The organism is Corticibacter populi (assembly GCF_004217315.1).
In the GTDB taxonomy this organism is placed as follows: Bacteria; Pseudomonadota; Gammaproteobacteria; order Burkholderiales; family Burkholderiaceae_C; genus Lampropedia; species Lampropedia populi.
On the sequence record NZ_SGWR01000001.1, the window covers coordinates 482,154 to 506,412 of the forward strand.

Consider the following 24,259-nt stretch of genomic DNA (forward strand, 5'->3'; position numbering starts at 1 on the left):
GGGGTGCGGGGGCGGCTGGCGCTCAGACCATGGTGGCCAGTTCGGCCTGGCCGGCAGCGGTCGGCTGCTGCGGCCCGCCTTCCCAGAGGCCGCTCATCCACAGGCCGATCTTCTCGATGCTGGCCTCGGCGCGCTGCAGCGAGGGCGAGAGTGTACCTTTGGCCATCACATAGAGGCGGTCGCAGACCTCGAAAAGCTCATCGAGCTCCTCGCTGATGACCAGCACCGCGCAGCCCTGCTCGCGCAGCGCCAGGATCTGGGCGCGGATCTGCGAGGCTGCTCCCACATCCACGCCCCAGGTGGGCTGGGCCAGGATCAGCAGGCGCGGGCCGGCGTCCATCTCGCGCCCGACGATGTACTTCTGCAGGTTGCCGCCCGAGAGCGATCGCGCCGCGCTGTGGGTGCCGGCCGCCTTGACCCTGAAACGCTGCACCACTTCGGCGGCCTTGGCATGCAGGCGCCGCCGACTCAGCCAGCCCAGGCGGCCAATGGCGAGGTCGCGCGTGAGCAGCAGGTTCTGCGCCAGGTCCATGCTGGGCACGGTGGCGCGGCCCAGGCGCTCCTCGGGAACGAAGTGCAGGCCCCACTGGCGACGGCGCTGGCGCGGGTCGCTGCGGCCGGCCGGCTGGCCGAACAGCCGGACCGCATCGGGTGCGGCCCGCGTGTCCTCGCCCGAGAGCGCGCGCAGCAGCTCGTTCTGGCCATTGCCGGAGATGCCGGCGATCCCGACCACCTCGCCGGCGCGCACCTGCAGGTGCAGGCGATCCAGTGCGGTGCCGAACAGGTTGTCGCACGGCAGGCTCAGCCCCTCGACCTGCAGCACCAGCTCGCCCGGCGTCCCGGGACGGTTTTGCAGCGCGGGCGGCTCGGCGCCGATCATCAGTCGCGCCAGCGAGGCGTCGCTGTGTTCGCGCGGGTCGACCACGCCGGTCACCTTGCCCTGGCGGATCACCGTGCAGCGATCGCAGAGGCTGCGGATCTCGTGCAGCTTGTGGCTGATGTAGAGGATGCTGCAGCCCGACTGGGCCAGCCGCCGCAGCATCGCAAAAAGGCTTTGCACGGCCTGCGGCGTCAGCACCGAGGTGGGCTCGTCGAGAATCAGCAGCTTGGGGTGGGTCACCAGGCTGCGCAGGATCTCCACCTTCTGGCGCTCGCCGACACTGAGCGTATGCACCGGCCGCTCCAGGTCGATGTCAAGCCCGAACAGCTTGCCGGCTTCGTCGAGGTTGACGCGCAGCATCTCGCGGCTCATGGTCCATTCCTGGCCAAGCCAGATGTTCTCGGCCACCGTGAGGGTCTCGAACAGATTGAAATGCTGGAACACCATGGCAATGCCCAACTGCCGCGCCTGCTGCGGATTGCGGATGTGCACCGGTCGGCCATCGAACAGCACTTCGCCCGCATCGGGGGCGACGGCACCGTAGATGATCTTCATCAGTGTCGATTTGCCTGCGCCGTTCTCACCCAGGATGGCATGGATCTGGCCGCGCCCGACACGGAGGTCGATGCCATCATTGGCGACGATGCCCGGATAGCGTTTGGTGATGCCGCGCAACTGCAGTCGTGCCGGCGCATCGCCATCGGCCGGCGGCAGGGAAGACGGGGCATCGGGAAGGGGCGTGGCGGTCATGGTTGACGGACAGAATGGGGGATGGGCGCTGGCATGCCGTGGCTGCCACGCACAAAACGGGTGCAATCCGGGCGGCCAGTGATGGGATGGGAGGCCGCTGCGGGGTTCAAGAGGGCCCTATTGTTGTGCAAAAAGCCCTCGAAACTCCCAAAAAAGTGCGTCATTCTCCGCCGTGGGAAGCACGCATGCACGGACGGTTTCCCCGTGATTGCGCTAGGTGCGCAGACCCGGCGGCAGGTGTACAGTGGGTCAGGCCGCCGGCAAGGCATGGCAAACATCGACACCCGAGAAGGAGACCAGCATGAGCAAGCGCTTTCCATTGGTTGAACTGGAGGACATGCCCGCAGACATTCGTGAGCGGATTCTTCAGGTGCAGGAAAAAGCAGGTTTCGTGCCCAACGTGTTTCTTGCGCTGGCACGGCGTCCGGAGGAATGGCGGGCTTTCTTTGCCTACCATGACGCGTTGATGCTGCGCGCGGGCAGTTCCCTGAGCAAGGGCGAGCGAGAGATGATCGTCACCGCCACCAGCGCCGCCAACCACTGCCTGTACTGCGTGGTCGCACACGGGGCGCTGCTGCGGGTCTACGAGAAGAAGCCGCGCGCCTCCGACCAGATCGCCATCAATTACCGCAAGGCGCAGATCGAGGCGCGCCAGCGCGTCATGCTGGATTTTGCGATGAAGGTCTGCCAGCAGTCGGAGCAGATCGAGGATGCGGACCTCGATCTGCTGCACCAGCACGGTTTCGATGACGAGGACATCTGGGACATCATCTCCATCACGGCATTCTTCGGCATGTCCAACCGCATTGCCAACGCCACGGGCCTGATGCCCAACCCGGAGTTCTACCTGATGGGGCGGGTCGCAAGGCCGCAGACCCACGTCAAGGATCGAGCCTGAACCGATCCTCAGGCGGAGGGCGCCGGGCCGCGGCCGGGCAGGTGGCGGAAGATGATGCGGCCCTTGGAGAGGTCGTAGGGCGACATCTCCAGCGTCACCTTGTCGCCGGCCAGGATGCGAATGTGGTGCTTGCGCATCTTGCCTCCCGTGTAGGCGATCAGTTCGTGACCATTGTCGAGGGTGACGCGAAAGCGCGAGTCCGGCAGAACTTCGGTGACCGAACCCTGCATTTCAATCAGTTCTTCTTTAGCCATAAAACGTGGTCAAAGGCCGCCACCCCAGGGCAGCAGAATGGAAACAGCAAAGACCTGCGCCAGGCTAGACCATCCTGAACCCGGATGCGAAGACGCCATGGCCATGGCGATGACAGCGGGCAGTGCCAGTCCCCCGGACAAGCCCCAGGCATCCCTGGGCATCCGGGGTCATGAAAAAGGCGGCCGTCGTGCCACCTGTGTGCCGCCATGCGCCGCGCGCGTCCCATCCGGTCCAGTCCCAGCAAACCCTAGCGCCAATGCTGCAAATGGAGGAAGCGGGCATTATAGAGTGGCTGCTGTGCCGCCGGCAATGTGCGGGGGCGAGATCTTGCGGGGTTTCAGGGCGGTTGTGAAGAGGGCGGCCGGCGCAGGCCGGAAGCTGGCGCGGCGGGCCGCCGTTTGGCCCGGGCGTCACACGGACGGCAGTGCTTCGCCGCTATACTTTTGAGCTGTTTGAACACCACGGCGAACGGGCGGACTGGCGGCGACTTGACTTGGGTCGCAGGGCTGAAACGTGTATGCGATCCCAATTTCACAGCATTGCCATCATCGGCAAATACCAGATCACCCCATCGATCGATGCGCGCAAGGCGGCCCGCAGCGTGGTCGAGGACGTGGCGCGCTTTCTGCTGCGCCATGACTGCGAAGTGGTGGTCGAGCAGGACACGGCGCGCAATCTGGAGGTGGACGGTTACACCGAGATGGCGCCCGAGGCCATCGGCCTGCACTGCGATCTGTGCATCGCCATCGGCGGCGACGGCACCATGCTGGGCATTGCGCGCCAGCTAGCCCCTTATGGCACGCCGCTGATCGGCATCAACCAGGGACGGCTCGGGTTTGTCACCGACTTGCCGCTCAATCATTACCAGGACCAATTGGCCCCGATGCTGCATGGAATCTACGAGGTCGATTCGCGCCCGCTGATCCACGCGCGCGTGCTGCGCGATGGTGAATGCATCTACGAAACCCACGCCATCAACGATGTGGTGCTCACGCGCGGAGGCATCTCCGGCATGATCGAGATGCGCATCGAGGTGTCGGGCCAGTTCGTCTCCAACCAGCGCGCCGACGGTCTCATCATCGCATCGCCGACGGGCTCGACCGCCTATTCGATGTCGGCGGGTGGTCCCATCGTCCATCCGGCCACCTCCGGCTGGGTGGTCACGCCCATTGCGCCGCACAAGCTCTCGAATCGGCCACTGGTTCTGCCCGACAGCTGTGAAGTGGCGGTGGAGGTGGTGGCAGGACGCGACATGAGCGCCAGCTTCGACATGCTGTCGCTGCCCTCGGTGCTGATCGGCGACCGCCTGCTGGTGCGGCGTTCGGCCTACAGCGCGCGATTTCTGCACCCCAAGGGCTGGAACTACTACGCCATGCTGCGCAACAAGCTCGGCTGGAACGAAGGAGGCAGCTGATGGCATTGCGCCGCATCGTTCTGCAGAATTTCGTGGTGGTGCAGCAGCTCGAGCTCGAACTGCGGACAGGCTTTACGGTGCTCAGCGGAGAGACCGGTGCCGGCAAGTCGATCTTGGTCGATGCTCTGCAACTGGCCCTGGGCGCGCGCGCCGATGCCAGCTGGGTGCGCGAGGGGGCACTGCGCGCCGACATCGTGGCCGAGTTCGATCCGCCCGCCGGCTGGCACGACTGGCTGGAGCAGCACGGTTTCGACGCGGGAGAGTCGCTGCTGCTGCGTCGCAGCGTCGATGCCCAGGGCAAGAGCCGCGCCTGGATCAATGGCACGGTGGCCACCGTCGCACAACTGCGCGAGCTGGGCGAGGCGCTAGTGGACATCCACGGCCAGCATGCCTGGCAAAGCCTGATGCGGCCGGCATCGGTGCGGCAGCTGCTCGATGCCTATGCCGGCGCCGACGACACGGCGGTGCAGCAGGCCTGGCAGCAATGGCGCGGCGCGGTCGCGGCCCTGGCGCAGGCCCAGGCCAATGCCGAACAGTTGCAGCGCGACCGCGAGCGCCTGCAGTGGCAGATCGACGAAGTTGCCAAGCTGGCGCCGCAGCCGCAAGAATGGGAGGCGCTCAACAGCCGTCACACCCGCCTTGGCAATGCGCAGGACCTGCAAAGCACTGCCAGCCGCGTCTGGGAACTGCTCGACGGCCAGGCCGACGAAGGGCCTGCGCTGCCAAGCCTCGGGCAGGCCATGCAGTTGCTGGCCGGCCATGCGCACATCGAACCGCGCTTCGATGAGTGGATTCAGGTGCTGTCCTCCGCCATCGACCAGGTGCAGGACGTGGCCCGCAGCCTGCAGGCCTACGCAGAAGCCGAGGACTGGGACGCTGCCGAGCTGCAGGCGCTGGATGCGCGGGTCGGGCAATGGCTGACGCTGGCGCGGCGCTACCGACAGCCGCCCGAACAGCTGCCGGGGCTCTGGCAGCACTGGCAGGACGAGCTGGCGCAAATTGATGCCAGCACCGATCTGCAGGCGCTGCAGCAGGCCGAGCGGCAGGCGCACGAACGTTACCTGCGCGCGGCCGAAACCTTGTCCGCACTGCGGCAGGTGGCGGCGCCGCGCCTCTCGGCGGCGATCACGGCGGCCATGCAGGAACTGGGCATGGCCGGTGGCCGTTTCGTTGCCGATCTGCAGCGCCTGGCGGAACCGGCCGCGCATGGACTCGACGAGGTGCAGTTCCTGGTGGCCGGTCATGAAGGCAGCACGCCACGGCCGCTGGGCAAGGTGGCTTCGGGCGGTGAGCTCTCGCGCATCAGCCTGGCCATTGCGGTGACCACCAGCGGCCTGGGTGATGCCGGCACGCTGGTGTTTGACGAAGTGGATTCGGGGGTGGGTGGCGCCGTCGCCGAGATCGTCGGGCGGCTGATGCGCCAGCTTGGCGAAGACCGGCAGGTGCTGGCCGTAACGCATTTGCCGCAGGTTGCGGCCTGTGCCAACGGGCACCTGCTGGTGGAGAAAAAGCGGCAGGGCGGCAGTGTCAGCAGTTCGGTGCGACCGATCGCCGGCACCGAGCGCGCCGCCGAGATCGCCCGCATGCTCGGTGGCGAGACGCTGACACCCACCACGCTCGCCCACGCCGAGGAAATGCTGGCAGCGGCCGGCAGCGGCGTGGGAGGCGGCCGGCGCAAGCGCGCTGCCAGTGCCACAACAGCCCCGAGCATCTCGACTGCAGCGATCCCAACGACTGCAACGACGCAGGCAGCGGCCGCCGTACCTGGCCCCGAACCGACAAGAAAGCGATAGGACACCGCAATGCTGGAACTGGTCATCATCACAGGAATGTCGGGCTCGGGCAAATCGGTGGCACTGCGGGTGCTCGAGGATGCGGGTTATTTCTGCATCGACAACCTGCCCCCCGAGCTGCTGCTGGCCAGCCTGGGGCTCGAGCGCAACCAGCACATCTCGCGCATTGCCATTGCCATCGACGTGCGCAATGCCGCCTCGCTGCCGCTGGTGCCGCGGATGCTGGAGACCGTGCGCGCACAGGGCGCGGATGTGCGCGTGGTTTTTCTCGATGCCTCCACCGAGACGCTGGTGCGGCGCTTTTCCGAGACGCGCCGGCGCCACCCGCTGGCCGGCGGCAATGACGAGCATGGCGACGATGCGCTGATCCAGAACATCAAGCGCGAGCGCGAGCTGCTGGCGAGCCTGCGCGAAATCTCCCACGTCATCGACACCAGCAACAGCCGCTCGGCCGAACTGCAGAGCAACCTCAAGCAGATGCTGCAGATCCCGCCGGGGCGGCTGACACTGGTGTTCCAGTCCTTTGCCTTCAAACGCGGTATTCCGCGTGATGCCGACTACGTGTTCGACGTGCGCATGCTGCCCAATCCGCACTACGAACCCGAACTGAAACCCCTGACCGGCATGGACAAGCCTGTGGCCGACTTTCTCGCCGTGCAGCCGCTGGTGCAGATCATGCAGCACGACATCGCGGCCTTTCTGCAGAAATGGCTGCCCCAGCATGCCGAGAACCACCGCAGCTACGTCAGCGTGGCGATCGGTTGCACCGGTGGGCAGCACCGCTCGGTCTATCTGGTCGAGCAACTGGCGCGCCAGTTTGCCGACGAATGGGAAGTCCTCAAGCGCCATCGCGAAATCCAGCAAGGTCTTGCTGGTGGACAGATCCGGTAAAAAGCGATGATTCTGAATCGAATCAAATTCTTGATTCAAACAATATCTCGAATATAGGAACAATTCATTGCGTGCATGCCCGCTAGTCAAGCGGGCATGTCGCCCATATTCTTGGGGCTTCAGTATTCGCCATCAGTTCCTACCGGCGCCGCACCGGGTCAGCAGACCTGGAGCAGATTCTGGTGGGCAGGGCGTTTGAAAGGAGTTTCCAGATGAAGCAAGTCCAACAAGTCTTCGACGCACCGCGTGGTCACTGGGTCGGAGATGGCTTCCCGGTGCGCTCGATGTTCTCGTACCAAGGGGATGCTGCGCAGTTCAGCCCCTTTCTGCTGCTCGACTACGCCGGGCCGGCGCACTTCGATCCGAGCGCGCACCGCCGTGGTGTCGGCCAGCATCCGCACCGGGGTTTCGAGACCGTGACCATCGTCTACGACGGCGAGGTCGAACACCACGACTCAACCGGTGCCGGCGGGCAGATCGGCCCTGGTGACGTGCAGTGGATGACCGCTGCCAGCGGCATCCTGCACGAGGAGTACCACGCCAGCAGCTTTGCCAGGACGGGCGGCGCTTTCGAGATGATTCAGCTCTGGGTCAACCTGCCGGCGCGCGACAAGCTGGCCGCGCCGGGCTACCAGACGCTGCTGCGCAAGGATATTCCGGTGCTGCCACTGCCCGATGACGCCGGCAGCCTGCGGGTGATCGCCGGTGACTACGCCGGGGCGCACGGTCCGGCGCGCACCTTCACGCCCATCTGGGTGATGGATGTCTCGCTCAAGGCCGGCAAGCACGCCGAACTGCCATTGCCGCAAGGCTGGACCGGCCTGTTGATGGTGCGGCGCGGTACGCTGCTGGTCAACGGCGAGCAGATCGTGCGTGAAGCACAACTGGTGAGCCTCGCGCGCGCCGGTGAAGGGGTCCGGCTCGAAGCCAACAACGATGTCGAGGTATTCGTGATGGCTGGCGAGCCGATTGACGAGCCCATCGTCGGCTACGGCCCGTTCGTGATGAATTCGCAGCAGGAGATCCGCCAGGCCATCGCGGATTTCAACGGCGGCCGTTTCATTGCCAAGTCCGCGACCGGCTAAGTTGCCATCGAAGTCGCCATTGCGGGGGCGGGACGTACGGCACTTCAGCGCACCGGCCCCGCTATCAGCACATTGATCCATATACGCGTGCGCTGCGCGCACAAATGACAAGGAGACCCCATGCTATCGGAAGACAAGGCAGACAAGATATCCACGACCAGCCCGGCTGCCCCGCAGCGCATTCCCGCGCGCATGGCCGAGATCGGTGGCGGCGTGCCCGTGCGCCGCGTGCTGCCGAGCAGGGGGCTGCGGACCATCGGCGCCTGGTGCTTCCTGGACCATGCCGGACCGGCGCCACGCAACCTGCTGAGCGTCGGGCAGCACCCGCATATCGGCCTGCAGACCTTCACCTGGATGATCGAAGGCGAGATCATGCACCGCGACAGCCTCGGCTCCGAGCAGGTGGTGCGGCCTGGCGAGATCAACCTGATGACGGCGGGGCGGGGCATCAGCCATGTCGAGGAAGCCCATGGCGATGGCCCCGTGCACACCGTGCAGCTCTGGATCGCGCTGCCCGAATCGCAGCGCCAGGCCGCGCCGCGCTTTGAGCACTACGCCGGCTTGCCACGCTGGGAGCAGGGCGGTTGGCAGCACGTGCTGCTGGCGGGCGAACTGGCTGGCCGGCATTCGCCGGTGGAGGTGCACAGCCCCCTGCTGGGCCTCGATCTGCGTGCGGAAGGGCCGGCCAAGGTCGATCTGGCGCTCGATCCGGCGCATGAATATGGCGTTCTGGTGCTCACCGGTTCGGCCGAGATCCAAGGTGAGGCACTCGCGCCTGGCGAGCTGCTGTATCTGGGCAGCGGCCATCGCAACCTGGTGGTGCAGAACGCACAGGCAGCCGGCGTCCATCTGCTTGTGATCGGCGGCGAACCGCTGGCCGAGGCGCCCCTCATCTGGTGGAACTTCGTTGGCTGCAGCACCGCCGAGATCCTGCAGGCGGCCGAGGATTGGAGCCAGCACGACGAACGCTTTGGTACGGTGCCGGGCACCGTGCTGGGCCGCCTGCAGGCACCGGATGCCTCGGGCCTGCGGCTGCGTCGCTGAAAGAAGGCCTGCGAGAAGGCCTGCGCCGCAGCAGATACCAAGGGTGTTGGGCGCGGTACTGCGCCCGCGTGTTCATCCCAACAGCAGGGCGTCGTCGCTGACTTGTTCGCCGCGGGTGCGCTCGAACATCTGCAACAGGTCGGGCACGTCCATGCGAGCACGCTCCTCGCCACTGACGTCGAGCACCACCTGACCCTGGTGCAGCATGACGGTGCGGCTGCCATAGTCGAGCGCCTGGCGCATGCTGTGAGTCACCATCATGGTGGTGAGCCGGTTTTCCTCGACGATGCGCGCCGTCAGTTCCAGCACGAAGGCCGCCGTCTTGGGGTCCAGCGCGGCGGTGTGCTCATCGAGCAGCAGAATGCGCGAAGGTTGGAGCGACGCCATCAGCAAACTAACGGCCTGGCGCTGGCCGCCCGAGAGCAGGCCGATGCGGTCCGTCAGGCGCTTTTCCAGCCCCAGGTTGAGAATGGCCAGGCGTTCGCGAAACAGCTCGCGGTTCTCCTTGCCCAGCGCAAAGCCAAAGCGCCGCTTGCGGCCACGCGCCAGCGCCAGCGCCATGTTTTCCTCGATGGTCAGCGCCTCGCAGGTGCCGGCCATCGGATCCTGGAACACACGCGCCACCAGATTGGCGCGCTGCCAGGCCTTGCGGCCGGTGACGTCGATGCCGTCGATCTCGATGCGGCCGCTGTCGACCAGCAGGTCGCCCGAGAGGGCATTGAGAAAGGTCGATTTGCCCGCGCCGTTCGAGCCGATCACCGAGACGAACTGGCCGGAGGGGATTTCCAGGCTGGCGCCGCGCAGCGCCGGATTCTCGATGGGGGTGCCGGGGTTGAATGTGACGCGCAGGTCCTGTGCCTTGAGCATGCCGTGTTCCTCCGCTTTACTTGAACAGCGCCTTGGCGCGGCGCTTGAGGATCGGGAACACCAGCACCAGCACCACCAGCACCGAAGCGATCAGGTTCAGGTCCTGCGACTTCAGGCCGATCCAGTTGCTGTTGAGCGCCAGCGCGATGAAGAAGCGGTAGAGCACGGCGCCGATGACGACCGCCAGCGTGGCCCAGACGATGCGCCGCGAGGGCAGCACGCTCTCGCCGATGATGACTGCCGCCAGGCCGATCACGATGGTGCCGATGCCCATCGAGATGTCTGCGCCGCCCTGGCTTTGCGCGAACAGCGCGCCGCCAAGCGCGACCAACGCGTTCGAGAGCGCCAGGCCGGCCAGCTTGGCCCAGTTGGTGGGTACGCCCTGGGCGCTGGCCATGCGGGCATTGGCGCCGGTGGCACGCATGGCCAGGCCCCGCTCGGAGGTGAAGTACCAGTCCAGCACCAGCTTGGCCAGCAGCACGATGGCCAGCAGGATCAGCGGCTTTTCGATGTAGTCCGGCCAGATGCCGGGCATGGTCACGGAGAACACCGTGGGCTCGAAGATCAGCGGCACGTTGGGCTTGCCCATGATGCGCAGGTTGATCGAGTACAGCGCCGTCATCATCAGGATGCCGGCGAGCAGATCCATGATCTTGAGGCTGACATGCAGCCAGCCGGTTGCAAAGCCGGCCAGCGCGCCGGCCAGGGTGGCGATGGCGGTGGCCAGGAAGGGATCGGTGCCGCCGGCGATCAGCGTGGCCGCCACGGCGCCGCCCAGCGGGAACGAGCCATCGACGGTGAGGTCAGGGAAATTGAGGATGCGAAACGAGATCAGCACGCCGAGCGCAACCAGGCCAAAGATCAGTCCGATCTCCAGGGCCCCCATGAAAGCGAAAAAAGTCATCGTCGTTGATGGCGGGAGAATGAAATGATGAGGATGCAGGCGGCGTACGCTGCGCCGCGCCACATTGATCGGGGTCAGCCAGACGCCTGCTCGCAGGTGCGACTGGCGGTGTTGCTCATAACAACCTGCTCAAAGTCTTTTCATGGGTTGGGCAGGATGTCAAAGGTGAAGTGCAGTGGCCAAGACGCCCGGTGTGCTTTTGTCATTCTGGCATTCTGCCATTCGGGTTGATCCGGTTGCCGCATGCTGCGGCTTCTGCACTTCCTCGTCGGGCCACCAGCCCGACTCCGGTTTGCACCTTGCATCGCATCGCCTGTCTCAGCCCAATGCAACCCATGAAAAGACTTTGAGCAGGCCCTAACAGCAAAAGCAAACCCACGCGGGCAAGGGCGTGGGTTTGAGATGCTTCGGTCGGCGGGCCAGGCGCTCACTCGATGACTTGCGCGGCGGATTGCACGAGCGCCTCGCTCAGCGTCACACCCTGGGCCTGGGCGGCCTTCGGGTTGAGGAAGAGCTGCAGGTTGGTGCTGCGTTCCGAGGCGATGTCGCCAGGTTTCTCGCCATTGAGGATGCGCACCACGATCTTGCCGGTCTGGCGCCCCAGATCCTTGTAGTCGATGCCCAGCGCGGCGATGGCGCCGCGCTTGACGCTGTCGGTGTCCGAGGCAATCAGCGGCGTCTTGGTGTCGTTGGCGACCTTGACCAGCGCCTCATAGGCCGAGACCACGTTGTTGTCGGTGTTGGAATAGATCACATCCACCTTGCCCACCAGATTGCGGGCGGCGGCAGTGATGTCCACGGTGCGCGGCGCGGTCGATTCGACCAGCTCCAGGCCCAGCGTTGGCAGCAGTTTCTTCAGTGCTTCGACGACCACCACCGAATTGGCTTCACCCGGGTTGTAGACCATGCCGATGCGCTTGACGCCCGGCACGATCTGCTGGATCAACTCGACCTGTTGTTCCAGCGAGAGCAGGTCCGAGACGCCAGTGACATTGGTGCCGCTCGGGCCCCAGTCCTTGACCAGCTGGGCGGCCACCGGGTCGGTGACGGCCGAATACACGGTCGGCACCTCCTTGGTGGCAGCCACCACGGCCTGGGCCGACGGCGTGGCGATGGCCACGATCACGTCCGGCTTGTCGCCGATGAACTTGCGGGCGATCTGCGCGGCCGTGCCGGGATTGCCCTGGGCGCTCTGGTACTGCCACTTGAGCTTGTCGCCGGTGAAGCCGCTGGCCTCGATCTCTTCCTTGATGCCGTCACGCACCGAATCCAGCGCCGGATGCTCGACGATGGCGGTCACCGCCACCGACTTGGCCTGCGCCATGGCCGCAGGACTGGTGGCAAAGCCCAGGGCGAGCAGGGCAGCCGCGCTGAGTTGCAACAGCGGGCGACGGCCAATGGAAGAGTGCTTGTGCATGGAGGCTCCTTGTTTCTTGAAAATCCTGGCGTGCGCTGCGCGTTGATGGCAGTGGTGGGCACAGCCAACCGAAGCAGGAATCGTACCTGAAAATACCTGCACTCGGTTACATCGGCAGGGACAATTCGGCCCGGACCGGTCCGGGTCTGCCCGCTCCAAGCCCTGCCAGTAGCGCCTTGCGTGCGGGTTACAGACGCTCGAAGATTGCGGCGATGCCCTGGCCGCCGCCGATGCACATGGTCACCAGCGCATAGCGGCCCTGGATGCGCTGCAACTCGTGCAGGGCCTTGACCGTGATGAGCGCGCCGGTGGCGCCAATAGGGTGGCCCAGCGAGATCCCCGAGCCGTTCGGGTTGACCTTGGCCGGGTCCAGCCCCAGGTCGCGCGAGACGGCGCAGGCCTGTGCGGCAAAGGCCTCGTTGGCCTCGATCACGTCGATGTCGCCGACCGAGAGGCCTGCCTTGGCCAGCGCCAGCCTGGATGCAGGCACCGGACCGATGCCCATGTAGGAAGGCTCGACGCCGGCGTGCGCATAAGCCACCAGCCGTGCCAGCGGCTTGAGGCCTTTTTGAGTGGCCGCGCCGGCCTCCATCAGCACCACGGCGGCGGCGGCATCGTTCAGGCCAGAGGCATTGCCGGCCGTCACGGTGCCATTCTCCTTTGCGAAGACGGGCTTGAGCTTGGCCATGTCCTCAAGTGTGGCACCGGCGCGGAAATGCTCGTCGGTGTCGAAGCGCACCTCGCCCTTGCGGGTCTTGATCACCACCGGCACGATCTGGTCCTTGAAGTAACCGGCATTCGTCGCCTTCTCCGCTCGATTGTGGCTCTCGACGGCGAGCCGGTCCTGGTCCTCGCGGCTGATGCCCCATTTGGCTGCGATGTTCTCGGCGGTCACGCCCATGTGGATGTTCTTGAACGGATCGTGCAGGGCGCCGACCATCATGTCGATCAGACTGACATCGCCCATGCGCGCGCCCCAGCGCGTGTTCAGGCTGGCATAGGGGGCACGGCTCATGCTTTCGGCGCCGGCGCCGATGGCCACGTCGGCATCGCCCAGCAGAATGCTCTGGCTGGCAGAGACGATGGCCTGCAGGCCCGAGCCGCACAGGCGGTTGACATTGAAAGCAGGGGTCTCGATCGGGCAGCCGCCCTCGACGGCGGCCACGCGCGAGAGGTACATGTCGCGCGGCTCGGTGTTGACCACATGGCCGAACACCACATGGCCGACATCCTGGCCGGCCACACCCGCGCGCGCCAGCGATTCACGCACCACCAATGCGCCCAGCGCCGTGGGGCTGACATCCTTGAGACTTCCGCCATAGGTACCAATGGCGGTACGGACGGCACTGACGACAACGACTTCACGGGCCATGACAATCTCCTTTTTGCTTGTGCTGTGTGGTTTTGTGTATTGCGCGTCTTGGCGCGGCAAACGGAGGCATTCTGGCATGAAACCCCGCCGTGGCAGAAGGCCCTGCGCGACAGTGCCGGACAGCTTCTTGAAGGGGTGTGGACAAAAAAATGGCCTGACTGCTGTCAGGCCATGTGCGGCGTCATGCGTTGCGTGGCAGGGGATCACTCATCCAATCCCCGCTGCAGCCATGACGGGTGGCGCTCACTCACGGACGGACCACGATGTTGTTCTTCACACTGCGCACGTGCTGGCTGGCGCTACGGGCCACGGCTGCGGCACGGTCCTTCTCGGCCTGCGACTTGGCAAAGCCGGAGAGCTGCACCTCGCCCTTGAGCGTCTCGACACTGATGGCGATGGCCGAGGTCGTCGGGTCCTCAGCCAGCTTGGCCTTCACCGCCGTGGTGATGGCGGCGTCATCGATGTAGGAGCCAACGGTCTGCTGGTCGCGCGCGACGGCGCAGCCCGTGGCGGTAACAGCGGCAATGCCCAGCGCGGCGGCCAGCGCCAGTGCCTGTGTGAAACGGGTTGTTGTCATGGTTTTCTCCTTTTCAAAACTGCATCCTGGCGAGAATGCCCTGATGCCCACACTTCGATCAATGGAAGTCGTTGGTGGTCGGTTGGCAATGCCCTCGGCCTCGGGCCGAGCCGGCATTGCATTCTGGTTGAATGATGGGAGCTGGGTCCACGGTTCCCGGATCAGCCAGATGGCCCCGGCAGAGCCGGCAGCAGTGTGGCAGCGTCCGGAGCCGTTGGCTCAGCGCCCCCGGCGACCGCCCAGCAGCAGGGCCGTCAGCGCGGCGCCAGCGGCGGCGGCAAAAAACAGGGCCTTGGTCGGCTGTTCGGTGACGTAACGGTTGGTCGCTTCCGACAGTTCGAGCACACGCTGGCGGGCACGCTCGCCGGTATCAGCCACCAGGTTGATGCTCTTGGTCGCCAGGTCCAGCGCCTTGTGGGCCAGCTCGTCGATGGCCGGGTCGGCGTGCTGGTGCAGCGACTGCAGCGATTGTTCGGCACGCAGCAAGCCGGCATTGGTGGCGTTGCGGGTGCTTTGCAGGGCTTGCTCGGCACCGCTCAGAGCCTTGCCGGTGACGTCGTGAGCCAGCTCGGCAGCCTTGTCGACGCCTTTCTCGACGGCGGCACTGGCCCTGCGTGCAGTGTGCTCGGCCTTCTCGGCGACTTCCTCGACGGCGGTCTCAAGGTCTTGGTCTTTGCGGGTGGATGGCATAAGCAACTCCTATGTTGGTGAATCTGAATGGTTGCGGCGGTGGAACTGACGCGTCGGCGGCTTCCTGCCTCACCGCTTTTGTATCAGATTTAGGATGAAGCTGACCACTGCAATGACAATAAACACGAAGAACAGAATCTTGGCAATTTCGGTCGCCCCAGCAGCGATTCCAGTGAATCCGAACAGTGCGGCAATCAACGCGATGATGAAGAAGATGACAGCGTAACGTAGCATGTCCGGTTTCCTTTCTATGGTTGGGTGCCTGCCATTTGCAGAGCATCGGGAGATAGCGCTCCGGTGGGCACTTCATGGCCTCTACTGTAAGCAGGCGTTGCCGCTGGAGCGGCAGGATGAGGCCCGCAGGCCCTGTCCGCCACAGTCCTGTTGCGATGCCGGACGGCTCCTACAAGCTCAGGCGGGTGAGTCCCGGCAGGCGGGGAATCAAGCCCTGTGAAAAAATCGTAAACAAGCGCTCAAAGTTGTCATCAACGGCAACTGCCCCGCTATGCACAGACAAACGAGACCTTGGGCAGACCACGCAGTCCCGTCGAGACCACGTTGAAGAAGCACCAAGGTCGTGCGTAACGGGCTTGTTCCGCATTGCCTTAATATCGGACATTGGCTGGCATCTACCGGTCCGTAGCCGATTCCATGACGGTTGGCGCCGACGCAAGCTTGAAGAGGCTCCGGCAGTCCCCATCTGGCTCTTCAGGAAGTTGCGCGCAGCCCATGCGGCGCAAGGCCATATGGAATGGGTTTCCGCCTTGGCATCACGGCAGGCGGATCCAGTCCGTCAAGAAAGAAAGGTTTGCATTTGAACAATCTTGTCGCTTTGCTGATTCGCATGCTGCTGCTGGTGACGGCGCTGGTGGCCGGCATGGTGTTTTTTGCCCTTTTCGTGTTTCTGGCACTGGGCTTCTGGCTGTTCTGGAGTGGGCGACTTCTGTGGGCGCGGCTGACCGGCAGGCCGGTCGGAGCATGGACATTCCGCATGGATCCGCGCAACGGATTCCAGCAGGCCTATCGCAGCGTCTGGAGCCGGGCACCCGGGGCAGGCGGCAACGCCGGCCCGAGCCGCCGCAGCGACGATTCGGATGTGACCGACGTGGTGCCACGTCAGCCTTCCCGTCCGGACTGAGAGCACCTGAGTGCCGCGCCTGACAGAACACCTGGGGCGGCCGGCCAAGCCTTTGTCGTGATGCTGGCTGAAGTCGCCTCACCGGCATGTCCATTCCATTGACCCACCACCCGATAGATCTGCGATCCGCGCCATGAGAAAACAAAAAGAGGGCGACATGGAACTGGCCGCACTGCGCGCCGCGTTCGACTTGCAATACCAGGCCAGCCGGGCGCAACCACAGGTGCCGGAGGCCTTGCGCCGTGAGCGCCTGCTGCGCCTCGGGCAGTTGCTGGACCAGCACGGGACTGCACTGGAAGAGGCCATCGCGCAGGACTATGGCGTTCGCTCGGCCCGCCTGACGCAGCTCACCGACATTTTCACCACGCGGGCGCTGCTGGCCCGGGCGCTGCGGCAATTGCACGGCTGGTGCAAGCCGCAGAAGGTGCGCACACCACTGTACCTGCAGCCGGGACGTGCCTGGGTGATGCCCCAGCCATTGGGCGTGGTGGGGGTGATGGCTCCCTGGAACTACCCGCTGCAACTGCTGTTGGCACCGGCCATCGGCGCGCTGGCAGCCGGCAACCGGGTGCTGCTCAAACCGAGTGAGCACGCGCCCCGCCTGGCCCAGTTGCTGGCCGAACTGGTGCCGGTGTTCTTCAAACCCGAGGAGATGGCCTTAGTGCATGGCAGCACGGCCATGGCGGTGGCCTTTGCCAGTCTGCCATTCGATCACCTGGTGTTCACGGGCTCGACCGAGACGGGCCGCAAGATCGCTCTTGCGGCAGCCCACAACCTCACTCCCACCACGCTGGAGTTGGGCGGGAAGTCGCCATGCGTGATCGAGCTCGATGCCGATATCGCGGAGGCGGCGATCCGCATCGCCCATGGCAAGCTGCTCAATGCCGGTCAGACCTGTGTGGCGCCTGACTACCTGCTGCTGCCGCGCGGCATGGAACAGGCTTTTGAAACAGCCTACAGGGACGCCGCGCTGACTCTCTACCCCGGTCTGCCCGAACATCCGGACTACGCTTCGGTGATCTCGCCCACCCAGTGGGCGCGGTTGTGCTCCATGCTCAAGCAGGCAGAACAAATGGGCGCGCGCATCAAGGAGATCGCGGCGCCAGAAAGCCCTTCGATCTGGGGACTCTCGCCGCATGGTGCGCGGCAGATGCCCGCGGTGCTGGCATATGGCGTTACCCCCGAGATGCGGCTGATGCAGGAGGAAATCTTTGGCCCGGTGCTGCCCATCGTCAGCTACGACCGCGCCAGTGACGTACCGCAAATCATCCGCAGCCTGCCGCGGCCCCTGGCGCTTTACTGGTTCGGCCGTTCCGAGCAGGCCCGCGATGCACTGCTGGAACAGACCGTCAGCGGCGGCGTGACCATCAACGAAACCCTGCTGCACGTGGCCCATCCGAATCTGCCGTTCGGTGGCGTTGGCGCCAGCGGCTGGGGCGCCTACCATGGCCGCTGGGGCTTCGAGCGTTTTTCCCACCATCGCGCCGTTTACCAGCCCGGCCGCTGGTTCATGGGGCAATGGCTACGGCCCCCGTTCGGTGAACGCTTCGACCGCTTGATGCAATCGCTGCGCAAGTGGCTGTGAGCGCAGACATGTGGCAAGACTGGATGCATCACCTGCTGGCATGGCTGGCATTGCCCGAATACGGGCTCTCCACGGTATTCGTGGTGGCCTTCCTCTCGGCGACCCTGCTGCCCCTGGGCTCGGAGCCCGCCGTGTTCGGGCTGATCCAGCTCAATCCTGGCTTGTTCTGGCCCACCATCGCGGTTGCCACGCTGGGCAATACCTTGGGCGGCTGTCTGAGCTGGTGGATGGGTCTGGTGGCGCATCGCGCCGTGGACCGCCGCCGGGATCAGCAGCTGCGCAACCCCAAGGCCTTGCGATGGTTGGAACGCTTTGGCGCCAAGGCCTGCTTCCTGAGCTTTCTGCCGGTGGTGGGCGATCCGTTGTGTGCCGTGGCTGGCTGGCTGCGCCTGCCGTTCTGGCCTTGCTCGCTGTACATGGCCGCTGGCAAGTTCCTGCGTTATGTGGTGATGACCTGGCTGCTGATGCAGGCAGTGCACGCCGGCCAGCATTATTGGTAAGTGTTTTGCGCAGCGGCCAGTGAGCCTTGGAAGACAAGGCCCTCCCGGCCGGAAGGCGGGGAGGGCCTGCGATGGGGCGGTGCTAAGGTGCGGCTGATGCCGTCACCTCCCATCATCACTTCGATTGAGCGGCTTCGTAGCGCTTGGCGACCTCGCCCCAATTGACCACGTTGTAGAACGCGCCGATGTATTCGGGGCGGCGGTTCTGGTAGTGCAGGTAGTAGGCGTGCTCCCAGACGTCAAGGCCCAGGATGGGCGTGTTGCCGGAGCCGATGCCGGTCATCAGCGGGCTGTCCTGGTTGGCACTGCTTTCGACCAGCAGCTTGCCGCTCTTGTCGCTCGAGAGCCAGGCCCAGCCGCTGCCGAAGCGGGAGACGGCGGCCTTGGTGAAGGCTTCCTTGAAGGCTTCGAAGCCGCCCAGATCACGGGTGATGGCATCGGCCACGGCACCGGTGGGTTCGCCACCACCACCCTGGCCGGCAGGGGCCAGCACCGTCCAGAACAGCGAGTGGTTGGCATGGCCGCCGGCATTGTTGCGCACGGCCGTGCGGATCGACTCGGGCAGCTTGTCGAGTTTGGTGATCAGTTCTTCGGCGCTCTGGCCGTCCCACTCGGTGCCTTTGACCGCAGCTGCTAGGTTGTTGATGTAGGTCTGGTGGTGCTTGGTATGGTGGATTTCCATGGTCCTCGCATCGATGTACGGCTCCAGGGCATCGTAGGCATACGGCAGGGGCGGAAGTGTGTAGCTCATGGTTTTCCTTTCTGGTTGGCAACAATGTGCGGTTTGCAAAAAATGGCGGTACATCCGCGATTATGAATGCGTCCGCATGACAGTGCAGGCATTGCACGGCACCCTGGCTCGAAGCGTTGAAACGGGAGCGGTGCAACGCATCCGTTCTGTATAGCATGTTTTGCGAACTCTGCATGGTGGTGCAGGTTTTGCGCCGTTCTCGAAGACCCGCATGATGCGCATCCGGCCAGCGTCGACTCGGCTCGCAAATGGGGCGGGGGCGGCTTGCCGTCATGCCTGCGCAGGTATAATCACGCCATTTGTCTGATTGTTGTCTGTATCAAAAGACACGGGGCTGCCAACCGCGCCAAGCTGCGCGCGCAGACCCCGAAAAATCAAGTGGGCGTGCCGCTGCTTGTCCTGTATTTTGATGAAAGATACTGAATTCAACCCGAGGTAATCGAGTGCTCTTGTCCCTTCAGCAGGGGAATCTCCCCGTCGCCATCCTGGCGCTTGCAGACGGCACGGTTTTTACAGGTAATGCCATCGGCGCCACTGGTGCCACGGTTGGCGAGGTGGTCTTCAACACCTCCATGACCGGTTACCAGGAAATCCTGACCGATCCCAGCTACTGCCAGCAAATCGTCACCCTGACCTATCCTCACATCGGCAACTATGGCATCAACGACGAGGATGTCGAGGCCGGTCGCCCGTATGCCGCCGGACTCGTCATCAAGAACCTGCCGCTGCTGGCGAGCAACTTCCGCAGCAGCGAAACCTTGCAGGCATACCTGCAGCGCAAGGGCATCGTCGCCATCGCCAATCTCGACACCCGCAAGCTCACCCGCCACCTGCGCGAGCAGGGTGCGCAGAACGGCTGCATCGTCGCGCTCGAGGCCGGTGCGGCACCGAGTGACGCAGTGATCGACGATGCCATCGCCCGTGCCCGCAAGGCGCCCAGCATGGCGGGGCAGGACCTCGCCAAGGTGGTCAGCACGCAGGAGCGCTACAACTGGTCGCAGACGACCTGGCAGCTCGGCGAGGGCTATGGGGAGCAAGGCGAGCCGCAGTTCCATGTGGTGGCCTATGACTACGGCGTCAAGTTCAACATCCTGCGCATCCTGGCCGAGAAGGGCTGCCGCATCACCGTGGTGCCGGCCGAGACGCCATTCGACCAGGTGCAGGCGCTCGCACCCGATGGCGTGTTCCTCTCCAACGGCCCCGGGGATCCCGAGCCCTGCAGCTACGCCGTCGAGACGGCGCGCCAGGCCATCGAGGCGGGCATTCCGACCTTCGGCATCTGCCTGGGCCATCAGATCATGGCGCTGGCGCTGGGTGCCAAGACCTTCAAGATGAAGTTCGGCCACCACGGCGCCAACCACCCGGTCAAGGACCTCGACAGCGGCCGCGTCAGCATCACCAGTCAGAACCACGGCTTCGCGGTGGATGCCGCCTCGCTGCCCGACACCGTGCGCGTCACCCACACCAGCCTGTTCGATGGCACGGTGCAGGGCATCGCCCACGTGAGCAAGCCGGCGTTCTGCTTCCAGGGACACCCGGAAGCCTCGCCCGGCCCGCACGACATTTCCTACCTGTTCGACCGCTTCGTTCAGTCCATGCGCCGCTGATCGGCCGTGCCGGCCAAACTGCCGGCACACCGCGGGGCGAGGGCCATGAGCCGTGACCCCGCGCGATCCGGTGCCGGCCTAGCGCACAGTTTGCGCCGGCCGGTGCATGTCAACAGACCCTTTCGGGAGATTCGGACGATGAAACTGTTCAGCTTTCCAACGGCAGCACTGGAGAAGGCGATTGCCAAGCGCATGCTGGCCCTGGATCCGGTGGCGCGCGACTGGTTTTCCGAGCGCTGGGCGCAAAAGCCCTACAAGAAATCCTTTGTCGAGAAGAAGGCCATGCCGCTGGTGATTTTTGTCGCCAAGGGCAAGAACTGGACCGATGAAGAGTTCGACCAGGAACTGGCCGGCTGGGACGTGAATTTCTATCCCGCCGAGGTGGACGTGCTGCGTCCCATTGCCGAGGGCGATGGCATGCTGCAGCTGATGCAGAAGAAGGTGCCGCCCGAGCGCATCGAGAAGCTTCTGCGGCACGTGCATTCGCGCACCATCCACTGCGTGGCCTGAACAACCGGTCCTGCCCCGAGATATCCCGCCCTGACTTATGCCCAAAAGAACCGACATCCAATCCATCCTCATCATCGGCGCCGGCCCCATCGTGATCGGCCAGGCCTGCGAGTTCGACTACTCCGGCGTGCAGGCCTGCAAGGCATTGCGAGAGGAGGGCTACAAGGTCATCCTGATCAACAGCAACCCGGCGACGATCATGACCGACCCGGCCACCGCCGACGTCACCTACATCGAGCCGATCACCTGGCAGACGGTCGAGAAGATCATCGCCAAGGAGCGCCCTGACGCCATCCTGCCAACCATGGGCGGCCAGACGGCGCTCAACTGCGCGTTGGACCTGTGGCGCAACGGCGTCCTGCACAAGTACAAGGTGGAGCTGATCGGCGCCACGCCCGAGGCCATCGACAAGGCCGAGGACCGCCTGAAGTTCAAGGACGCGATGACGCGCATCGGCCTGGGCAGCGCGCGCTCGGGCATCGCCCACAGCATGGATGAAGCCTGGGCTGTGCAAAAAAGTGTGGGCTTCCCGACCGTGATCCGCCCCAGCTTCACGCTGGGTGGTACCGGCGGCGGCATCGCCTACAATGCCGAGGAGTTCGAGACCATCTGCAAGCGCGGCCTGGAAGCCTCGCCGACCAACGAGCTGCTGATCGAGGAGTCGCTGCTCGGCTGGAAGGAATACGAGATGGAGGTGGTGCGCGACAAGAAGGACAATTGCATCATCGTCTGCTCGATCGAGAACCTCGACCCGATGGGCGTGCATACGGGCGACTCGATCACCGTGGCGCCGGCGCAGACGCTGACCGACAAGGAATACCAGATCATGCGCGACGCCAGCCTGGCGGTGCTGCGTGAGATCGGTGTGGACACCGGCGGCTCCAATGTGCAGTTCTCGGTCAATCCGAAGGATGGCCGCATGATCGTCATCGAGATGAATCCGCGCGTCTCGCGCTCGTCGGCGCTGGCATCGAAGGCCACGGGCTTTCCGATCGCCAAAATCGCCGCCAAGCTGGCCGTCGGCTTCACGCTCGATGAGCTGAAGAACGACATCACCGGTGGCGCCACGCCGGCCAGCTTCGAGCCGACCATCGACTATGTGGTTACCAAGGTGCCGCGCTTCGCGTTCGAGAAGTTTCCGCAGGCCGATGATCGCCTGACCACGCAGATGAAATCGGTTGGCGAGGTGATGGCCATGGGCCGCACCTTCCAGGAGAGCTTTCAGAAGGCGCTGCGCGGCCTGGAAGTGGGTGTGGACGGCATGAACGAGAAGACCCAGGACCGCGAAATCCTCGAGCGCGAGCTGGGCGAGCCCGGCCCGTCGCGCATCTGGTACGTGGGCGATGCGTTTGCCGCCGGCTGGTCGCTCGACGAGGTGCACAACATCACCAAGATCGACAAGTGGTTCCTGATCCAGATCGAGGAGATTGTGCAGATCGAGCTTCAGCTCGACAAGATCTACGAGGAAAAGGGCGAGGGCGCGCTGGCGGCCATCGACCAGGACACCTTCCGCGTGCTCAAGCAAAAAGGCTTCTCGGATCGGCGCCTGGCCAAGCTGCTGCACACCGACGAGCACGCCGTGCGCAAGGCGCGCCACGCGCTGGGCGTGCGCCCGGTCTACAAGCGCGTGGACACTTGCGCGGCCGAGTTCGCCACCAATACCGCCTACATGTACTCGACCTATGACGAGGAGTGCGAGGCGCAGCCGACGGACAAGAAGAAGATCATGGTGCTCGGCGGCGGGCCCAACCGCATCGGCCAGGGCATCGAGTTCGACTACTGCTGCGTGCACGCCGCGCTGGCGATGCGCGAGGATGGCTACGAGACCATCATGGTCAACTGCAACCCGGAGACCGTCTCGACCGACTACGACACCTCCGACCGCCTGTATTTCGAGCCCCTGACGCTGGAAGACGTGCTGGAGATCGCCGAGCTGGAAAAGCCCGCTGGCGTGATCGTCCAGTATGGCGGCCAGACGCCGCTGAAGCTCGCGCTCGGCCTCGAAGCCGCTGGCGTGCCCATCATCGGCACGTCACCCGACATGATCGACGCGGCGGAAGACCGCGAACGTTTCCAGCACCTGCTGCAGGAGCTGGGTCTGCGCCAGCCGCCCAACGCCACCGCCCGCACCGAGGCCGAAGCCATCGAGAAGGCGCAGTCGCTGGGCTATCCGCTGGTCGTGCGTCCCTCCTATGTGCTGGGCGGCCGTGCAATGGAGATCGTGCATGAGCAGGCCGGCCTGGAGCGCTACATGCGCGAAGCCGTGCAGGTCAGCAACGATTCGCCGGTGCTGCTCGACCGCTTCCTCTCGAACGCCATCGAGTGCGACGTGGACTGCATCCGCGACGCCAGCGGCCAGGTGCTGATCGGCGGCGTGATGGAGCACATCGAGCAGGCCGGCGTGCACTCGGGCGATTCGGCCTGCTCGCTGCCGCCGTACTACCTGTCTCAGGCCACGGTCGATGAGCTCAAGCGCCAGACCGCGGCGATGGCCAATGCGCTCCACGTCGTGGGCCTCATGAACGTGCAGTTCGCCATCCAGGAAGTGGGCGAAGGCAGTGACAGGAAGGACGTGATCTACGTGCTCGAAGTCAACCCCCGCGCCTCGCGCACCGTGCCCTTCGTCTCCAAGGCCACCGGCATCCAACTGGCCAAGGTGGCGGCACGCTGCATGGCCGGCGAGACGCTGGCCCAGCAGGGCGTCACCCAGGAGGTGGTGCCGCCATACTTCAGCGTCAAGGAGGCCGTGTTCCCGTTCGTCAAATTCCCCGGCGTGGACACCATCCTCGGCCCCGAGATGAAGTCCACCGGCGAGGTGATGGGCGTGGGCAAGACCTTTGGCGAAGCCTACGTCAAGAGCCAGCTCGGTGCCGGCACGCGCCTGCCCGAGAAAGGCACGGCCTTCCTCACCGTGCGCGACGGCGACAAGTCGCGCGCCGTGGCGGTGGCGCGCGAACTGGCCGCCATGGGGTTCAATCTGGTGGCCACGCGCGGCACGGCCGCGGCCATCGAGGCGGCAGGCATCCCGGTGCAGCTCGTCAACAAGGTGGCCGAAGGCCGCCCGCACATCGTCGACATGATCAAGAACGGCGAGATCGACCTGATCATCAACACAGTGGAAGAGCGCCGCAACGCCATCACCGATTCGCGTTCGATCCGCACCTCGGCATTGCAGGCTCGCGTGACGACCTTCACGACCATCTTCGGCGCCGAAGCCGCCGTCGAGGGCATGAAATCGCTGCACGATCTGGACGTGATCTCGGTGCAGGAAATGCACGCCAGCCTGGCACGCTGACCGGTCATTGGAGCGGTTTTTTCCCGCCCCGAGGTA

22 protein-coding genes are annotated in these 24,259 nt (G+C 64.9%); 12 read left to right on the forward strand and 10 right to left on the reverse strand.

Annotated elements, in window-relative coordinates:
* Nucleotides 1-22 precede the first annotated feature (22 nt).
* Nucleotides 23-1,630 (reverse strand): ABC transporter ATP-binding protein, encoded by a 1,608-nt coding sequence (locus EV687_RS02070; protein ID WP_122226227.1) that lies wholly within the window; start codon nucleotides 1,628-1,630, stop codon nucleotides 23-25.
* 301 nt (nucleotides 1,631-1,931) lie between these two features.
* Here EV687_RS02070 and EV687_RS02075 point away from each other — a divergent pair, with 301 nt between their 5' ends.
* Nucleotides 1,932-2,528: a peroxidase-related enzyme gene (locus tag EV687_RS02075; RefSeq protein WP_122227097.1), complete on the forward strand. Its 597-nt coding sequence runs from the start codon at nucleotides 1,932-1,934 to the stop codon at nucleotides 2,526-2,528.
* A gap of 8 nt (nucleotides 2,529-2,536) precedes the next feature.
* Here EV687_RS02075 and infA read toward each other — a convergent pair whose 3' ends face one another.
* Nucleotides 2,537-2,782: a translation initiation factor IF-1 gene (infA, locus tag EV687_RS02080; protein WP_122226228.1), complete on the reverse strand. Its 246-nt coding sequence runs from the start codon at nucleotides 2,780-2,782 to the stop codon at nucleotides 2,537-2,539.
* Nucleotides 2,783-3,300: 518 nt separating this feature from the next.
* Between infA and EV687_RS02085 the strand changes: the two genes are divergently transcribed.
* The 5 genes from EV687_RS02085 to EV687_RS02105 all read left to right on the forward strand — a co-directional run bounded on the left by EV687_RS02085 (nucleotide 3,301) and on the right by EV687_RS02105 (nucleotide 9,010).
* Nucleotides 3,301-4,197 (forward strand): NAD kinase, encoded by an 897-nt coding sequence (locus EV687_RS02085; RefSeq protein WP_122226229.1) that lies wholly within the window; start codon nucleotides 3,301-3,303, stop codon nucleotides 4,195-4,197.
* Complete coding sequence (gene recN / locus EV687_RS02090) at nucleotides 4,197-5,990, forward strand: DNA repair protein RecN (protein WP_122226230.1); 1,794 nt, start codon at nucleotides 4,197-4,199, stop codon at nucleotides 5,988-5,990. Before EV687_RS02085 ends, recN begins: the two co-directional genes overlap by 1 nt.
* A 9-nt stretch (nucleotides 5,991-5,999) precedes the next feature.
* Nucleotides 6,000-6,881, forward strand: coding sequence for an RNase adapter RapZ (gene rapZ / locus EV687_RS02095; protein WP_122226231.1), 882 nt, complete (start codon nucleotides 6,000-6,002; stop codon nucleotides 6,879-6,881).
* Between the two features lie 212 nt (nucleotides 6,882-7,093).
* Nucleotides 7,094-7,966: a pirin family protein gene (locus EV687_RS02100; protein WP_122226232.1), complete on the forward strand. Its 873-nt coding sequence runs from the start codon at nucleotides 7,094-7,096 to the stop codon at nucleotides 7,964-7,966.
* 120 nt (nucleotides 7,967-8,086) lie between these two features.
* Nucleotides 8,087-9,010, forward strand: a complete 924-nt coding sequence (locus EV687_RS02105; RefSeq protein WP_122226233.1) for a pirin family protein — start codon at nucleotides 8,087-8,089, stop codon at nucleotides 9,008-9,010.
* Between the two features lie 72 nt (nucleotides 9,011-9,082).
* Here EV687_RS02105 and EV687_RS02110 read toward each other — a convergent pair whose 3' ends face one another.
* The 7 genes from EV687_RS02110 to EV687_RS02140 form a co-directional block, all read right to left on the reverse strand.
* A complete protein-coding gene (locus tag EV687_RS02110) occupies nucleotides 9,083-9,877 on the reverse strand; it encodes an ABC transporter ATP-binding protein (protein ID WP_122226234.1) in 795 nt (264 codons plus the stop codon).
* Between the two features lie 16 nt (nucleotides 9,878-9,893).
* Nucleotides 9,894-10,781: an ABC transporter permease gene (locus tag EV687_RS02115; protein WP_122226235.1), complete on the reverse strand. Its 888-nt coding sequence runs from the start codon at nucleotides 10,779-10,781 to the stop codon at nucleotides 9,894-9,896.
* A 427-nt stretch (nucleotides 10,782-11,208) separates the two neighbouring features.
* Nucleotides 11,209-12,198 (reverse strand): ABC transporter substrate-binding protein, encoded by a 990-nt coding sequence (locus EV687_RS02120; protein WP_122226236.1) that lies wholly within the window; start codon nucleotides 12,196-12,198, stop codon nucleotides 11,209-11,211.
* Nucleotides 12,199-12,385: 187 nt separating this feature from the next.
* Nucleotides 12,386-13,570 carry a beta-ketothiolase BktB gene (gene bktB / locus EV687_RS02125; RefSeq protein ID WP_122226237.1) on the reverse strand — a complete coding sequence of 395 codons (1,185 nt, stop codon included), beginning with the start codon at nucleotides 13,568-13,570 and terminating at the stop codon, nucleotides 12,386-12,388.
* A gap of 247 nt (nucleotides 13,571-13,817) precedes the next feature.
* A complete protein-coding gene (locus EV687_RS02130) occupies nucleotides 13,818-14,147 on the reverse strand; it encodes a BON domain-containing protein (RefSeq protein WP_122226238.1) in 330 nt (109 codons plus the stop codon).
* Between the two features lie 219 nt (nucleotides 14,148-14,366).
* Complete coding sequence (locus EV687_RS02135) at nucleotides 14,367-14,837, reverse strand: hypothetical protein (protein ID WP_242612417.1); 471 nt, start codon at nucleotides 14,835-14,837, stop codon at nucleotides 14,367-14,369.
* Nucleotides 14,838-14,906: 69 nt separating this feature from the next.
* Nucleotides 14,907-15,071 (reverse strand): DUF1328 domain-containing protein, encoded by a 165-nt coding sequence (locus tag EV687_RS02140; protein WP_122226239.1) that lies wholly within the window; start codon nucleotides 15,069-15,071, stop codon nucleotides 14,907-14,909.
* A gap of 580 nt (nucleotides 15,072-15,651) precedes the next feature.
* Between EV687_RS02140 and EV687_RS02145 the strand changes: the two genes are divergently transcribed.
* From EV687_RS02145 to EV687_RS02155, 3 genes are all read left to right on the forward strand, one after another.
* Nucleotides 15,652-15,975 (forward strand): hypothetical protein, encoded by a 324-nt coding sequence (locus EV687_RS02145; RefSeq protein ID WP_130466410.1) that lies wholly within the window; start codon nucleotides 15,652-15,654, stop codon nucleotides 15,973-15,975.
* A gap of 67 nt (nucleotides 15,976-16,042) precedes the next feature.
* On the forward strand, nucleotides 16,043-17,560 hold the full coding sequence (locus tag EV687_RS02150; RefSeq protein WP_122226241.1) for an aldehyde dehydrogenase family protein: 1,518 nt from the start codon (nucleotides 16,043-16,045) through the stop codon (nucleotides 17,558-17,560).
* A 23-nt stretch (nucleotides 17,561-17,583) separates the two neighbouring features.
* Nucleotides 17,584-18,060, forward strand: coding sequence for a YqaA family protein (locus tag EV687_RS02155; RefSeq protein ID WP_122227101.1), 477 nt, complete (start codon nucleotides 17,584-17,586; stop codon nucleotides 18,058-18,060).
* Between the two features lie 115 nt (nucleotides 18,061-18,175).
* On the opposite strand, the gene EV687_RS02160 is transcribed toward EV687_RS02155, so the two are convergent.
* Nucleotides 18,176-18,811 carry a superoxide dismutase gene (locus EV687_RS02160; protein ID WP_122226242.1) on the reverse strand — a complete coding sequence of 212 codons (636 nt, stop codon included), beginning with the start codon at nucleotides 18,809-18,811 and terminating at the stop codon, nucleotides 18,176-18,178.
* Between the two features lie 443 nt (nucleotides 18,812-19,254).
* On the opposite strand from EV687_RS02160, the gene carA reads away from it, so the two are divergent.
* From carA to carB, 3 genes are all read left to right on the forward strand, one after another.
* Entirely contained in the window at nucleotides 19,255-20,418 is a 1,164-nt protein-coding gene (gene carA, locus EV687_RS02165; RefSeq protein WP_122226243.1) for a glutamine-hydrolyzing carbamoyl-phosphate synthase small subunit, read from the forward strand.
* A gap of 138 nt (nucleotides 20,419-20,556) precedes the next feature.
* Nucleotides 20,557-20,928 (forward strand): hypothetical protein, encoded by a 372-nt coding sequence (locus EV687_RS02170; RefSeq protein ID WP_122226244.1) that lies wholly within the window; start codon nucleotides 20,557-20,559, stop codon nucleotides 20,926-20,928.
* Between the two features lie 37 nt (nucleotides 20,929-20,965).
* Nucleotides 20,966-24,223: a carbamoyl-phosphate synthase large subunit gene (carB, locus tag EV687_RS02175; protein ID WP_122226245.1), complete on the forward strand. Its 3,258-nt coding sequence runs from the start codon at nucleotides 20,966-20,968 to the stop codon at nucleotides 24,221-24,223.
* The last annotated feature ends 36 nt before the right edge of the window (nucleotides 24,224-24,259 follow it).

Excerpts from the sequence above, each read along its gene's own strand:
- EV687_RS02070 (WP_122226227.1), bottom strand. The coding sequence starts at position 1,630 with ATGACCGCCACGCCCCTTCCCGATGCCCCGTCTTCCCTGCCGCCGGCC.
- EV687_RS02075 (WP_122227097.1), top strand. The coding sequence starts at position 1,932 with ATGAGCAAGCGCTTTCCATTGGTTGAACTGGAGGACATGCCCGCAGAC.
- infA (WP_122226228.1), bottom strand. The coding sequence starts at position 2,782 with ATGGCTAAAGAAGAACTGATTGAAATGCAGGGTTCGGTCACCGAAGTT.
- EV687_RS02085 (WP_122226229.1), top strand. The coding sequence starts at position 3,301 with ATGCGATCCCAATTTCACAGCATTGCCATCATCGGCAAATACCAGATC.
- recN (WP_122226230.1), top strand. The coding sequence starts at position 4,197 with ATGGCATTGCGCCGCATCGTTCTGCAGAATTTCGTGGTGGTGCAGCAG.
- rapZ (WP_122226231.1), top strand. The coding sequence starts at position 6,000 with ATGCTGGAACTGGTCATCATCACAGGAATGTCGGGCTCGGGCAAATCG.
- EV687_RS02100 (WP_122226232.1), top strand. The coding sequence starts at position 7,094 with ATGAAGCAAGTCCAACAAGTCTTCGACGCACCGCGTGGTCACTGGGTC.
- EV687_RS02105 (WP_122226233.1), top strand. The coding sequence starts at position 8,087 with ATGCTATCGGAAGACAAGGCAGACAAGATATCCACGACCAGCCCGGCT.
- EV687_RS02110 (WP_122226234.1), bottom strand. The coding sequence starts at position 9,877 with ATGCTCAAGGCACAGGACCTGCGCGTCACATTCAACCCCGGCACCCCC.
- EV687_RS02115 (WP_122226235.1), bottom strand. The coding sequence starts at position 10,781 with ATGACTTTTTTCGCTTTCATGGGGGCCCTGGAGATCGGACTGATCTTT.
- EV687_RS02120 (WP_122226236.1), bottom strand. The coding sequence starts at position 12,198 with ATGCACAAGCACTCTTCCATTGGCCGTCGCCCGCTGTTGCAACTCAGC.
- bktB (WP_122226237.1), bottom strand. The coding sequence starts at position 13,570 with ATGGCCCGTGAAGTCGTTGTCGTCAGTGCCGTCCGTACCGCCATTGGT.
- EV687_RS02130 (WP_122226238.1), bottom strand. The coding sequence starts at position 14,147 with ATGACAACAACCCGTTTCACACAGGCACTGGCGCTGGCCGCCGCGCTG.
- EV687_RS02135 (WP_242612417.1), bottom strand. The coding sequence starts at position 14,837 with ATGCCATCCACCCGCAAAGACCAAGACCTTGAGACCGCCGTCGAGGAA.
- EV687_RS02140 (WP_122226239.1), bottom strand. The coding sequence starts at position 15,071 with ATGCTACGTTACGCTGTCATCTTCTTCATCATCGCGTTGATTGCCGCA.
- EV687_RS02155 (WP_122227101.1), top strand. The coding sequence starts at position 17,584 with ATGCATCACCTGCTGGCATGGCTGGCATTGCCCGAATACGGGCTCTCC.
- EV687_RS02160 (WP_122226242.1), bottom strand. The coding sequence starts at position 18,811 with ATGAGCTACACACTTCCGCCCCTGCCGTATGCCTACGATGCCCTGGAG.
- EV687_RS02170 (WP_122226244.1), top strand. The coding sequence starts at position 20,557 with ATGAAACTGTTCAGCTTTCCAACGGCAGCACTGGAGAAGGCGATTGCC.
- carB (WP_122226245.1), top strand. The coding sequence starts at position 20,966 with ATGCCCAAAAGAACCGACATCCAATCCATCCTCATCATCGGCGCCGGC.